This window comes from Phenylobacterium sp. (genome assembly GCF_030680185.1).
Taxonomy (GTDB): Bacteria; Pseudomonadota; Alphaproteobacteria; order Caulobacterales; family Caulobacteraceae; genus Phenylobacterium.
The window spans coordinates 87,020-99,580 of the sequence record NZ_JAUXVZ010000054.1 but is presented as its reverse complement, the minus strand read 5'-3'; the positions used below and the strand labels follow the sequence as shown (position 1 = coordinate 99,580).

The 12,561-nt window shown below is 69.6% G+C and carries 9 protein-coding genes; 2 read left to right on the top strand and 7 right to left on the bottom strand.

From position 1 onward, the window contains the following. Nucleotides 1–38 precede the first annotated feature (38 nt). On the bottom strand, nucleotides 39–812 hold the full coding sequence (locus tag Q8L83_RS13790; protein ID WP_305287863.1) for an SDR family NAD(P)-dependent oxidoreductase: 774 nt from the start codon (nucleotides 810–812) through the stop codon (nucleotides 39–41). Between the two features lie 136 nt (nucleotides 813–948). Here Q8L83_RS13790 and Q8L83_RS13785 point away from each other — a divergent pair, with 136 nt between their 5' ends. Next, nucleotides 949–2,265, top strand: coding sequence for a diguanylate cyclase domain-containing protein (locus tag Q8L83_RS13785; protein ID WP_305287861.1), 1,317 nt, complete (start codon nucleotides 949–951; stop codon nucleotides 2,263–2,265). Here the strand turns inward: Q8L83_RS13785 and mfd are convergent. From mfd to Q8L83_RS13770, 3 genes are read right to left on the bottom strand one after another with little or no spacing between them, the layout of a single operon-like run. After that, nucleotides 2,262–5,756, bottom strand: a complete 3,495-nt coding sequence (gene mfd, locus Q8L83_RS13780) for a transcription-repair coupling factor (RefSeq protein ID WP_305287858.1) — start codon at nucleotides 5,754–5,756, stop codon at nucleotides 2,262–2,264. The genes Q8L83_RS13785 and mfd overlap by 4 nt on opposite strands. Beyond that, the gene (locus tag Q8L83_RS13775) at nucleotides 5,746–6,039 is read right to left on the bottom strand and encodes a succinate dehydrogenase assembly factor 2 (RefSeq protein ID WP_305287856.1); all 294 of its coding nucleotides are present in this window, start codon (nucleotides 6,037–6,039) and stop codon (nucleotides 5,746–5,748) included. Before Q8L83_RS13775 ends, mfd begins: the two co-directional genes overlap by 11 nt. A gap of 52 nt (nucleotides 6,040–6,091) precedes the next feature. Further along, nucleotides 6,092–6,700, bottom strand: coding sequence for a hypothetical protein (locus Q8L83_RS13770; protein WP_305287854.1), 609 nt, complete (start codon nucleotides 6,698–6,700; stop codon nucleotides 6,092–6,094). Nucleotides 6,701–6,800: 100 nt separating this feature from the next. Between Q8L83_RS13770 and recG the strand changes: the two genes are divergently transcribed. Beyond that, on the top strand, nucleotides 6,801–8,876 hold the full coding sequence (gene recG, locus Q8L83_RS13765) for an ATP-dependent DNA helicase RecG (RefSeq protein WP_305287852.1): 2,076 nt from the start codon (nucleotides 6,801–6,803) through the stop codon (nucleotides 8,874–8,876). A gap of 7 nt (nucleotides 8,877–8,883) precedes the next feature. On the opposite strand, the gene Q8L83_RS13760 is transcribed toward recG, so the two are convergent. From Q8L83_RS13760 to rfaE2, 3 genes are read right to left on the bottom strand one after another with little or no spacing between them, the layout of a single operon-like run. Then, complete coding sequence (locus Q8L83_RS13760; protein WP_305287850.1) at nucleotides 8,884–10,062, bottom strand: DUF3089 domain-containing protein; 1,179 nt, start codon at nucleotides 10,060–10,062, stop codon at nucleotides 8,884–8,886. 43 nt (nucleotides 10,063–10,105) lie between these two features. Beyond that, nucleotides 10,106–11,107, bottom strand: a complete 1,002-nt coding sequence (rfaD, locus tag Q8L83_RS13755; RefSeq protein ID WP_305287849.1) for an ADP-glyceromanno-heptose 6-epimerase — start codon at nucleotides 11,105–11,107, stop codon at nucleotides 10,106–10,108. Then, nucleotides 11,104–12,558, bottom strand: coding sequence for a D-glycero-beta-D-manno-heptose 1-phosphate adenylyltransferase (gene rfaE2 / locus Q8L83_RS13750; RefSeq protein WP_305287848.1), 1,455 nt, complete (start codon nucleotides 12,556–12,558; stop codon nucleotides 11,104–11,106). Before rfaE2 ends, rfaD begins: the two co-directional genes overlap by 4 nt. Between the last annotated feature and the right edge of the window lie 3 nt (nucleotides 12,559–12,561).

Sequence of the window (12,561 nt, the reverse complement as noted above, 5' to 3'; positions counted from 1 at the left end):
CAGCCTAGAGCCCGTGACGCCCCGTCAGCCAAGCCAACTCAGGGCAGAGATTGACCATCGTCGATCGTGATGAGCGTACCCGTAATGGCGCGCGCCGCCGGTCCAGCCAGCATGAGGAGCGCCACGTCCAGGTCGTCAGCCTCCATCAGGCGTCGCCGGGGAAAGCCCTTGATCTGGCGCTGGCCGGCCTCGGTGGCGAACCAGGCGCCATTGATGTCGGTCTCCACATAGCCGGGGCAGAGCGCATTCACAGCGATCCCATGCCGCGCCCACTCCCGTCCGAGCGACTTGGTCAGCATGGCCACCGCCGCCTTTGACGCACAGTAGGCGGGCAAGCCCGGCAAGACCGTGTGGCTGGCGATGGAGGCGATGTTGACGATCCGCGCGGCGCCCTGCTCGGCCACGCCGCTGTCGATCATCTGCCGCGCGGCGGCCTGGGCGCAGAAGAAGACCCCGCGGACATTGACGTCGAAGGCCTGGTCCCAGGCCTCTGGGGTGAGATCCAGCGCGCGCCCCTCCCCGCCGACGCCCGCATTGTTGATGAGGATCGACACTGGCCCGATCTCGTCCGCCACCGCGTCGAACAGCGGCGCGATTTCGCTGAGATTGGTGACGTCCAGAGCCCGGGCATGGGCGCGCCCGCCGGCCTCGGTGATGGCGCGGGCTTCCGCCTCCACCTTGTCCAGGCGCCGGGCGGTGAGGACGACCTCAGCGCCGGCGGCCGCCAGGACGCGGGCGAAATGGGCGCCGAGCCCTCCCGATGCGCCGGTGACAAGCGCCACCTTGCCCTGCAACGTCTGATCCGCGACCATTGGCCCCTCCTCCAGATGCGAGGCGCGTGGCCTCGTCCCTCGCCCGCGCCTCTGCGGCGGGATAACGTCTCGAAGCCCGATTCTGCCGCCGAGGCGGCCAGACGTCGGGAACTTGTTTGCGTCAAAGGTGCAGAGAATGTCCGCAGGCGTCCAGGCGCGTGTCCTGATCATCGCGCGAGACGATGGACTGGCCGGTCCGCTGGCCGAGGGGCTTGACCGCCTCGGCTGGCGCACGATCACCGCGCGGGGTCCGTATGCGGGAATCGCCGCCCTGGCCGATCTGCAGATCGAGGCGGCCATCGTCGACCTGCATAGCGGCGGGCCCGAGGCGCGCACCCTGGCGCGACGGCTGAAGGCCGCCTGCGCCCCGCGCCGCCTCCCCGTGGTGGCCATCGGCGCCCCCGACGACGAGGACCTGGACTTCGATCTCATTCTGGCGCCGCCGCTGCATCCGGCCCAGGCGGTCCTGCGCCTGGAGAACCTGGTGCGCATGGCCGTGGCCGAGGAGGAGTATGAGCTCCGCCACGAGACCTTCGCCGAGAAGAACCGCGCCCTGGACCCGGCCGATATCGATCCCGCCCCCTTCCGCGTGCTGGCGATCGGTGAACCGGCGCCGCAGTTCTTGGCCCTGTCCAATGCGCTCGCCCGCAGCGGCGCCGAGGTGGTGGGCGCCTTCACCGCCTATACGGCGTTCGACTATCTGCACGAGCGGCCGTTCGACACCGTGGTCCTGTGGGCCGGGGACAACCCCAATGAGGCCCTGTCCATCGCTGCGGGCATGCGCCGGAACACGCGCCTCTATCACGTGCCCGCCCTGCTCTACATGCGCGAGGAATCCTACATGACCATGTCGGAGGCCTTTCACCGGGGCGTGTCCGACGTGGCCTCGCCCGGCACGGCCGAGAGCGAGACCGCCGGCCGGGTGATGGAGCTGGCCCGCAGCTATCGCCGCCAGACCGCGACGCGCAAGGCGCTGGAACATGCGCGCAGTTCGGGCCTGATGGACCCGGCGACGGGCCTCTTCACACGGGATCTGTTCGCGACCCATCTGGGACGCCTGGCCCAGGCCGCGCGCATCCGCAACCGGCCGCTGTCGGTCTGCGTCCTGAAGGTGTCCGAGCGCGCCGAGGTGGCCGAGGCCCGCGCCCAGGGCTGGCTTGACCGCGCCGTCCCTCAGATCGGCGCCATGATCGGCCGGCTGGTTCGGGTGGAGGACACCGCCGCCCGACTGAGCCACGAGGTCTTCGCCCTCGCCCTGCCGGCCACGCCGGCCGCAGCCGCGCGGGCGGCGGGCGAGCGGATCGCCGCGGTGATCGGCTGCACGGCCTTCGAGGCTGGCGAGGGCAAGCCGCCCTTCGTGGTGGAGTTCGATATCGGCGTCGCCGAGGTTAGCCCGGCCCAAGGCGCCGGCCGCGCCCTGGAAGAAGCCGCCCGCAAGGCCATGGCGACCTAGGCGGCGAGCGCCAGCCGCGAGAGTTCGGTGAGGATGCGTTCGGCGGCGTTCAGCCGCTGCTCGGGGCTTTCCCATTCGCCCTTGACCACGGCCTTGTTGTCCGGCCGCAGACGCCAGCCCATCTGGTTGCGGTGGACGAACTCGATCAGGCCGCCCGGGTTCGGGAAGGCGTCGTTGCGGAAGGTGACGACCGCGCCCTTGGGGCCAACATCGATTTTCGACACGTTCGCCTGACGGCACATGCCCTTGATGGCCACGACCTTGAGCAGCTGATCGGTCTCCGGCGGCAGCGGGCCGAAGCGGTCGATCAGCTCGGCGGCCAGGGCCTCGCGGTCGGCGGCCTGCTCGGCGTCTGACAGGCGGCGATAGAGCGAAAGGCGCACATTCAGGTCCGGCACATAGGCCTCGGGGATCAGCACGGCGGCGCCGGTGTTGATCTGCGGCGACCAGCCGCGATCGACCACGCCCTCGGCCCCGACCAGCTCCTTGAGCTCGTTGACCGCGTCCTCCAACATCTGCTGGTAGAGCTCGACGCCGATCTCGCGAATATGTCCTGACTGTTCTTCGCCCAGCAGATTGCCGCCGCCGCGGATGTCCAGGTCGTGACTGGCCAGCTGGAAGCCGGCGCCCAGACTGTCGAGGGACTGCAGCACACGCAGCCGCTTCTCCGCCGACAGGGTGATGGGCTTGTCTTCCGGCGTGGTCATATAGGCATAGGCGCGCGCCTTGGCCCGGCCGACCCGGCCGCGGATCTGATAGAGCTGCGAGAGGCCGAACATGTCGGCCCGGTGGATGATCAGCGTGTTGGCCGTAGGGACGTCCAGGCCCGACTCTACGATCGTGGTCGAGAGCAGCACGTCGTACTGGCCGTCATAGAAGGCCGACATGACCTCTTCGAGCTGGGTCGGCGCCATCTGGCCGTGGCCGACCACGAAGCGCACCTCCGGCACGTTTTCGCGCAGGAACCGCTCCAGGTTTGGCAGGTCGGCGATCCTGGGCGTGACGAAATAGGCCTGGCCGCCGCGATACTTCTCCCGCAGCAGGGCTTCGCGCACCGTGATGGGATCCCACGGGGTGACATAGGTGCGCACCGCCAGGCGATCGACCGGCGGGGTGGCGATGATGGACATCTCGCGGATGCCCGACAGGGACATCTGCAGGGTGCGCGGGATCGGCGTCGCAGTCAGGGTCAGCATGTGCACGTCGGCGCGCAGCTCCTTGAGCTGCTCCTTGTGCTTGACCCCGAAGTGTTGCTCCTCATCGACGATCACGAGGCCCAGGTCCTTGAACCCGACCTGCTTGGACAGCACCGCATGGGTGCCGACCACGATCTCGATCTCGCCGGTCTTGAGCCCTTCACGGGTCTCGGCCGCCTCCTTGGGCGGTACCAGGCGCGACAGGCGCCGCACCTTGATCGGCCAGCCCTGGAAGCGGGCTTCGAAGGTCTTGAAGTGCTGTCGGGCCAGAAGCGTGGTGGGACAGACGACCGCCACCTGCTGACCGCTCATGGCCGCCACAAAGGCCGCGCGCAGGGCGACTTCGGTCTTGCCGAAGCCGACGTCGCCGCAGATCAGCCGGTCCATGGGTCGGCCAGAGCCGAGGTCGGTCAGCACGTCGCCGATGGCGTTGAGCTGGTCTTCCGTCTCCTCATAGGGGAAACGGGCGCAGAACTCGTCGAACACCCCCTGCGGCGGATCGATGCCCGGGGTGGTCTTCATGGCGCGCTCGGCGGCGATGCGGATCAGGCCGCCGGCCATTTCGCGCAGCCGCTCCTTGGCGCGGGCCTTGCGGGCCTGCCAGGCCGCGCCGCCCAGGCGGTCGAGAACCACCCCGTCGGATTCTGCGCCATAGCGGCTGAGCAGGTCGATGTTCTCGACCGGCAGATAGAGCTTGGCCTCGCCGCCGTACTGCAGTTCCAGGCAGTCGTGCGGCGCGCCCTGGATGTCGAGGGTCTTCAGGCCTTCATACCGGCCGATGCCGTGCTCGATATGGACGACCAGGTCGCCCGGCGTCAGGGCCGAGGCCTCGGCCAGGAAGTTGGCCGCGCGGCGGCGCTTGCGCGGCCTCGCCAGACGGTCGCCCAGGATGTCGGTCTCGGAAATGACCGCCAGCTTGTCGGTCTCGAAGCCGGCTTCCAGCGGCAGAACCACCCGCTGCGGCGTCTTCGGATCGGCGGCCTTGGCCGCCTGCCAATAGGCGGCCTGGGAGATTTTCGCCAGACCGTGGTCGGCCAGCATGCCGCCGAGGCGTTCGGACGCGCCCTCGCTCCAGGAGGCGAACAGCACCCGCTTGCCGGCCGCCGTCAGCGCCTTGGCGTGGTCCACCGTGGCCTCGAACAGATTGACGCTGTCGCGCTGGCGTTCGGGCGCAAAGCTGCGTCCTGCCCGGGCGCCGAGGTCGATGACCTGCTCGCCCTCGACGGCGTTGAAGGCGGAGAACCGGCGGTTCGGCCGCACGGCCAGGGCCTGCTCCCATTCCTCGGCGTCGAGATAAAGCCGCTCGGGCGACAGGGGCCGATAGTTGGACTTGCGACCGGCCTCGGCCCGCGCCGAATAGGCGTCCTGGACCATGGATAGACGCTCATCACGAGCCTCGGCCGCCAGGTGATCGACGCCGATCAGGGTCCCGGCCGGCAGATAGTCGAACACCGTCTCAAGGGCCGGATAGTAGAGCGGCAGCCAGTGCTCCATCCCCGCCCGCCGGCCGCCCTCGCTGACCGTGGCGTAGAGGGGATCGTCGCCCGCCGCGCCGAAGGCCTCGATATAGCCGCGCCGGAAGCGCGAGACGGCCTCGGCGTCCAGCAGGGCCTCGCTGACCGCCAGCAGTCTGATTTCGGTGAGCTGGCGGGTGGAGCGCTGGGTCTCCGGATCGAAGGCGCGGATGGATTCGAGGATGTCGCCGAACAGGTCCAGGCGGACGGGCTCGTCCGCAGACGGCGGAAAGACGTCGATGACCCCGCCGCGGATCGCAAACTCGCCGCGCTCCGACACGGTCGAGGCCCGCTGGTAGCCGTTGACGGCGAAATAGCGCTCCAGATCAGCGATCAGCACCTGGCGGCCCACATGGGCGCTGAACGAGGCGGCCTCCACGGCGGACCGGGGCGGAACCCGCTGGATCATGGCCGGCACCGCGGCCACCAGCAGGGCCGGCTTCTTGGGATCGAAGCCGCCAGCGGCCAGGCGCGCCAGGGTGGTCATGCGTTGGGCGGCGACGCCGGGCGACGGGCCGATCCGGTCATAGGGTAGGCAGTCCCAGGACGGCAGGCGCATGACCTCCACATCCGGGGCGAAGAAGGCGAAGGCCTCGGCGAAGGCGCTCATCCGGGCTGTGTCCCGGGCGATGAAGACGCTCAGGCCGCCGCGGGCGCGCAGGATGTCGGACATCACCAGGGCGTCGAAGCCCTCCGGCGCGCCGACCAGGTCGATGCGCTCGGGGTCGGTATTGATGCGCTTGAGCTGGGTGGCGCTCGGGCCCGCGCCGTCAGCCGCCATGGGGTGCGCCGAGGGACTTGTGAGCCACGTCCCGGAAGGCCTTGATCATGTTCATGATCTCGCCATCGAACTCAGGCGGCGTGGGAACGCGCTCAATGATCCAGGCATAGATGTCCTGGTCGGGTTGATCGAGCAGATGCTCCAGGGTGTCGAGCTGGGCCTCGCTGAGATCGCGGGCATGGTTGTCCACAAACGGCCCCAGGATGAGGTCGGCTTCGACAAAGCCCCGATGCCAGGCTCGGAACTTCAGGCGCTTCAGGCGGATGGCGTGTGCGTCAGACATTGAGGCCGCGGATATAGAGCGCCGGCCCTTGGGGCGCCAGCACCATCGGTCCTCAATCGCCCCCGAACCAGAAGAAGACGAGGCTCTCCAGGGGGGCGTCGCCGATCTGGCCGTCGAGCCAGAGCACCGTCGCCGGTTCGGCGCCGCTCGGGTCAGAGGCCTGGGCCTCGCGCAGCCGATCGAGATCGAGCCGCCCCCGGAACCGAATCTCGCCGACTTCCGGCGCCGCGCCGACAAACGCGACGCCGCCGGCGCCCACGCGATAGGCCGTCGGCAGGACCCGGACCCGGCGCTCGTGCCCCTCCTGGCCCAGCTCGTTGGTGACCAGGGGGCTGGAGAGATCTGCGAACTCCAGCATGACCGGGGCATAGGTCTCCATCCGCTCACCCTGCTCCCAGGCCGTGAACTCCATCTCGCTGCCGATATGGATGTGATCCAGCCGCAGGTCGCCGATCCGGATCTCCTCGGTTGGCAGGTAATAGCCAAACAGGTTTTCGTTCTCGATGTGCGCGAACCCGACGGTGGCCGGGGGCGTCACCGGGATCGGCAAGGGCTCCAGCTCCGTCTGTGAATAGGGCGGCGCAGAGACCTGCGCCTCGTCGCCCGCTCCACAGCTGCCCAGCATCATCGCCAGGGCGAGGCCCGTCAGCGCTCGTCTCATGAACCATCCCCAGCTTTCGCCCACATCGGCGCAAGATCACCATAGCCGACAAACTGCGTCCACCGCGCGCCGGGCGAACGGTCGCGCTATGTTCTTGGCCATGCGCCCGGAGATTCTCTTCCCCCTGTTCGCCCCGGTCGACACGCTGAAGGGCGTGGGACCGCGGGTTGCGCCTTTGCTGGAGAAGCTGGCGGGGCCGATCGTCCGGGACGTGGCCTTCCTGGCGCCCCACAGCCTCATTCATCGCCATCCGGCCCGGGTGGACGCCGCCCTCGAAGGGGCGGTCCAGACCTTCGTGGTGACGATCGAGGCCTATCAGCCGCCGCGGAGCCCTTCCCAACCCTGGCGGGTGCGCGCCTTCGACGGCACGGGTTTCCTGACCCTGGTCTATTTCGGCGGCCTGGGCGGGCGCATCGAGGCCCAGCACCCGATCGGCGCCCAACGGCTGGTGAGCGGCAAGGTCGAGCGGTTCGGCTCGGAGATCCAGATCGCCCATCCGGACTATCTGGTCCCGGTCGAGAAGGCCGACCAGATCCCCGAGATCGAGGCTGTCTATCCGGCCACGGCCGGCCTGCCGGCCCGCACGGTGCGGCGACTGGCCCTGGACGCCCTGGCGCGGTGTCCCGACCTCGCCGAATGGCAGGACCCCGCCTGGCTCGCCCGCCAGGGCTGGGGGACGTGGCGCGACAGCCTGGCCCGACTGCACGCCCCGGAAAGCGAGGCCGACCTCACCGCCCAGGCGCCTCACCGCCAGCGCCTGGCCTTCGACGAACTGCTGGCCCATCAACTGGCCATGGGCCAACGCAAGGCCGAGCGTCGGGCCGAGCCCGCCCCGCCGATCGCCGCAGGTCGCCTGGCCGAGGCCCTGGCGGCGGCCCTGCCCTTCCAGCTGACCGGCGCCCAGGACCGCGCCCTGGCCGACATCCGCGCCGACCTGGCCTGTGGCGAGCGGATGTCGCGGCTGCTGCAGGGGGATGTGGGCTCAGGCAAGACGGTCGTGGCCATGCTGGCCATGGCCGATGTGGCCGAGGCTGGCGGCCAGAGCGCCCTGATGGCGCCCACCGAGATCCTCGCGCGCCAGCATTTCGAGACCCTGGCGGGGCCGCTGGAGGCCCAGGGCCTGGCCGCGGTCCTGCTGACCGGCCGTGACAAGGGCGGCGCCCGGGCCGAGAAGCTGCGGGCCCTGGCCAGCGGCGCCGTCCAGGTCGCCGTCGGCACGCACGCCCTCTTTCAGAACGATGTGGTCTTCCACGACCTGCGCCTGACCGTCATCGACGAGCAGCATCGCTTCGGCGTGGCTGAGCGCCAGCGCCTGCAGGCCAAGGGACAGGCCACTCACCTGCTGGCCATGTCGGCGACGCCGATCCCGCGCACTCTCGAGCTGACTGTTTTCGGCGACCTGGACGTCTCCCGCATCGACGAGAAGCCGCCCGGTCGCACCCCGGTCGCCACCCGGGCCATCCCCATGGGGCGGATGGCCGAGGTCGAGGCGCGGTTGAAGTCCGTGGTCGCCCAGGGCGCCCAAGCCTTCTGGATCTGTCCCCTGGTGTCTGAATCGGAGAAGACCGACCTTGCCGCCGCCGAGCGCCGGGCGGGCGAACTGCGGCAGCGGATCGGTCCCAGCGTTGGTCTTGTTCACGGCAAGATGCCCGGCCCGGAGAAGGACGCCGTCATGGCCCGCTTCGCCCAGGGGGAGCTGTCGGTGCTGGTGGCCACCACGGTTGTCGAGGTGGGCGTGAATGTGCCCAACGCCACCATCATGGTCATCGAACAGGCCGAGCGGTTCGGCCTGGCCCAGCTCCACCAGCTCCGCGGCCGGGTGGGCCGGGGGCGGGCCGAGAGCGCCTGCGTCCTGCTCTATGACCCACCGCTTCCGGAGGCGGGTCAGAAGCGGCTCGACATCCTGCGCCGTACCGATGACGGCTTCCTGATCGCTGAACGGGACTTGGAACTACGCGGCGGCGGCGATCCCCTGGGCCTGCGGCAGAGCGGTTTTCCGGCCTATGTGTTCGCCGATCCCATCGCCCATCGTGACCTGATCGCCGCGGCGGGTGACGATGCGCGCCTGGTCCTGGCCCGCGACCCGGGCCTGACCTCCGAGCGGGGCAAGGCCCTGCGAACCCTGCAGGCGCTGTTCGACTGGCAAGCCCAGTCGACCCTGCAGGACGCGGGCTGACCGTCTTTCAGTCGATGCGATGGACCGGCGCGGCGCCCACCTCGGCGCCTTCCGGAATCTGCCGGGCGGCGCGCGGAAAGTTGGGGTCGGCCATCAGGGTGTTGAGCCGCGCCTCGGCGTTGGCCTCAAGATCTCCGTAGAAGAGATTGTATCCCGGCATCTTCTGCCGATCCGCCCACGACCCGATCGGGCGGAAGGCCGCCGATCTCGGCCGGGAGACGCGCAGGACGCTATTCTCGCAATGCGCCCCCACCTGTCGGCTTTGCAGCGCGGGGCGAGCGCCCCATTCTAGGCCGGTCGCATTGGTCGCCCCCCGGGCCAGCCGCGCGGGCGCGACCGCATCGCTGACCTGGCCCAGGATCGGATTATAGCAGGCTGCCAGCCCCGACAGATTGATCAGCGCGCCGTCCTGCGTCCAGACCAGCGAACGGTCGCGGAGCTCCTGGGCCCGCTCGCGATCCCCCTCATAGGCAGACATCCACGCCGCCAGACAGCCGGGCTCGGTGGGCGTCGTGCAAAGGGGGATGGGCGGGGCGGCCGCCGGAACGGCTGTCTGGATGAGATAGGCCGCCACCAGCCTGCTGCGGATGTCAGGGTCGCTTGCGACCTCTTCGGCCAGAAGGCGGGCGGCGAGCGTCCCACCCTGTTCCACGCCGACGATCAGGAAGGGACGTCCATGGTTGTAGAGCGAGATGTAGTGGCGGAAGGCCCGCCGCACGTCGCCATAGGCGAACCGCCGCGCCTCTCGGGCGTCATCGCGCAAGGTCAGCATCGAATAGAGGCTGGCCTGTCGGTACTGGGGGGCGAACAGGCGGCCGACCCGCACGAAGGGTCCCACATAGTTCGGCCCGATGGTGCGGCGGAAAAAGGCCTCGGACCGCGCATCGTCTATGGGGGCGTTCCAATGGCGGCCCCCGTCATAGAGGGTTGGGCCGATGAAGAAGACGTCGGCCACGGGATCGTCGTCCGCCCAGGTCTGTGGGCTTTCCGGCAGCAGGCTCCAGGCCTCCCGCTCCGCGTAGTTGGGCGCCGGCGGCGGGTCATAGGTCTGGAACGGCTCTTTGGGATCGAGGCCCGTGCGCAGGATGTCGTCGCGCCAGACCAATCCGCCGGCGATCAGCACGCCGACGACCACGACCGCAATCGCGGCGAACAGCATCCTGGTGCGTCGGGAGGTCTCGGCCATGTCCGGGCCTTATCTCACAGTCCCGGCCGCCGGCGAAAGCGCCTCAGCGATAAGGATCGGGCTTGGCCAGGAAGCCCTGGACGTAATCGTCAATCCCAGCCTCCAGGCTCGTGAAGGGCGCGTCGTATCCAGCCTGACGAAGGCGACCCATCTGCGCCTGGGTGAAGTACTGGTACCGCTCGCGGATCGCCTCGGGCATCGGGATATAGGCGATGTCGGGCGCCTGGCCGGCGGACGCGAACACCGCCTGCGCCATCTCGGCGAACGACCGCGCCTGGCCCGAGCCCAGATTGAAGACTCCGTTCACCTGCGGATTGGCCGCCAGCCAGACCACCACATCGGCCACGTCGCGGACATAGACGAAGTCGCGGAGCTGGCCGCCATGCGCCACGTCGGGCCGGTGGGACTGGAAGAGCTGCACGGTCTCGCCGGCGCTGACCTTGGGCCAGATCTGCGCGGCCACCGACTTCATGCCGTGCTTGTGGCCCTCATTGGGGCCGTAGACGTTGAAGAACTTGAGGCCCACCCACTGCGGCGGCGCGACGCCCCGGCTCGCCTGCCGCACGGCGTGCAGGTCGAACAGGGCCTTGGACCAGCCATAGGTGTTCAGGGGCGCCAGGGCCGCCAGGGCCTCGAAGCTGTTGTCGTCGTCGAACCCCAGGGCGCCGTCGCCATAGGTGGCCGCCGACGAGGCATAGATCAGCCGCCGCTGGCGCGCCGCACACCAGGCGAACAGGTCCCGCGACAGGGTGAAGTTGGAGTGGATGATCTTGTCGGCGTCCGGCTCGGTCGTCGAAGACACCGCCCCCATGTGGATCACCAGCTCCACATCGCTCCAGTGAGCTTCCAGCCAGTCGAACATGGCTTCGGGCGCGACGAAGTCGGCGATGGGGTGCTTGGCGATGTTGCGCCACTTGCCAAGCTCGGCCTCCCGCAGCCGGTCGCAGACCACGACCTCCAGGCTGCGGTCCTCCGCCAGGCGGGCGACGATGTTGGAACCGATGAAGCCGGCCCCGCCGGTGACGAAGACGATGCGGCGGCTCATGGCTTGTCCTGCATGCGGGAAATCGCGGCCGTGGTGGAAAAGCCCTGGACGATCTGGGCGAGCTTCACCTCGCCGCCCCAGGCGCGCACCTGCGCGGCGCCGACCACCTGGTCCTCGGAATAGTCGGCGCCCTTGACCAGCACGTCGGGGCGAACCGCCTCGATCAGCTTCATCGGCGTGTCCTCTTCGAAGGGCACGACGAGATCGACCGAACCCAGCCCGGCCAGGACGATGGCGCGGCTCTCCAGGTCGTTGACCGGCCGCCCCTCCCCCTTCAGGCGCTTGACGGAGGCGTCGTCATTGACGCCGACCACCAGCCGGTCGCACCAGCTGCGGGCCTGGTCCAGATACGCGACGTGCCCCTTGTGGAGGATGTCGAAACAGCCATTGGTGAAGCCCACACGAAGCCCCTTGGCCTTCCAGCGTGCGACCTCGTCGGCCATCCGCAGGGGCGTGGCCACCTTGGCCTCGGCCGGGGCCATATGGGCCGCCAGTGTCGCCTCCATCAGCTCGGCCGGTGTGACCACGGCGGTGCCGGCCTTGCCCACGGCGACGCCCGAGGCGAGCATGGCGAAGGCCACCGCATCTTCCATTGAGGCCTTTGCGGCCAGGGCCAGGCCGAGGGCGGCCAGGGTCGTGTCGCCCGCCCCGGAGGCGTCGAACACCTCCTTGGGCACACCGGGAAAGTGTCGCACCGCCTCGCCACGCACCGCCAGGGAGATGCCCTTGGCCGAGCGGGTCACCAGGATGGCCTGGGCCTCGCAGAGGCTGAGGGCGTGGGCCAGGGCCGCGGTGATCTCCTCATCGGTGTCGGTGGCCATGTCGGTGGCGTGGGCCAGTTCCGCGGCGTTGGGCTTGATGATGTCCACCGCGCCGTAGCGGGCGAAGGACCTGGCCTTTGAGTCGACGATCACCCGGGCGCCGGCCGCGCGGCAGGCGGCGATGACGGCTGGCGTGACCACCCCCTTGCCGTAGTCCGACAGCAGGATCAGCCCCACATCGGCGGCCACATCGCGGATCGTGCGGACCAGACGGTCTTCGACCTCGCCCTGGGCCGGCGTCGCAACCTCGTTGTCCACCCGCAGCAGTTGCTGACCGCCGGAGACGAAGCGGGTCTTGAGCGTGGTGGGGCGGTCCGGGTCGCTGACGATGAAGCCCTCGACGCCCGCCTCGGCCGACACCAGGCGCAGGGCCTCGTGCCCCTCGCCGTCGCCACCCACCAGGCCCACCAGGCAGACATGACCACCGAGGGCTGCGACATTGCGGGCGACATTGCCGGCCGCCCCCAGCATCACCAGTTCCCGTCGCCGGGCCAGAACCGGGATCGGCGCCTCAGGCGACACCCGGCTGACGTCGCCATAGACGAAGCGGTCGACCATCAGGTCGCCGACGCAGGCCACCCGGACGCCGGGAATGGCCGAGAGCAGATGCTGAAGGGCGGCGAGATCCACAGG

Coding starts and splice junctions, on each gene's coding strand:
- Q8L83_RS13790 (WP_305287863.1), bottom strand. CDS start 812: ATGGTCGCGGATCAGACGTTGCAGGGCAAGGTGGCGCTTGTCACCGGC.
- Q8L83_RS13785 (WP_305287861.1), top strand. CDS start 949: ATGTCCGCAGGCGTCCAGGCGCGTGTCCTGATCATCGCGCGAGACGAT.
- mfd (WP_305287858.1), bottom strand. CDS start 5,756: ATGGCGGCTGACGGCGCGGGCCCGAGCGCCACCCAGCTCAAGCGCATC.
- Q8L83_RS13775 (WP_305287856.1), bottom strand. CDS start 6,039: ATGTCTGACGCACACGCCATCCGCCTGAAGCGCCTGAAGTTCCGAGCC.
- Q8L83_RS13770 (WP_305287854.1), bottom strand. CDS start 6,700: ATGAGACGAGCGCTGACGGGCCTCGCCCTGGCGATGATGCTGGGCAGC.
- recG (WP_305287852.1), top strand. CDS start 6,801: ATGCGCCCGGAGATTCTCTTCCCCCTGTTCGCCCCGGTCGACACGCTG.
- Q8L83_RS13760 (WP_305287850.1), bottom strand. CDS start 10,062: ATGGCCGAGACCTCCCGACGCACCAGGATGCTGTTCGCCGCGATTGCG.
- rfaD (WP_305287849.1), bottom strand. CDS start 11,107: ATGAGCCGCCGCATCGTCTTCGTCACCGGCGGGGCCGGCTTCATCGGT.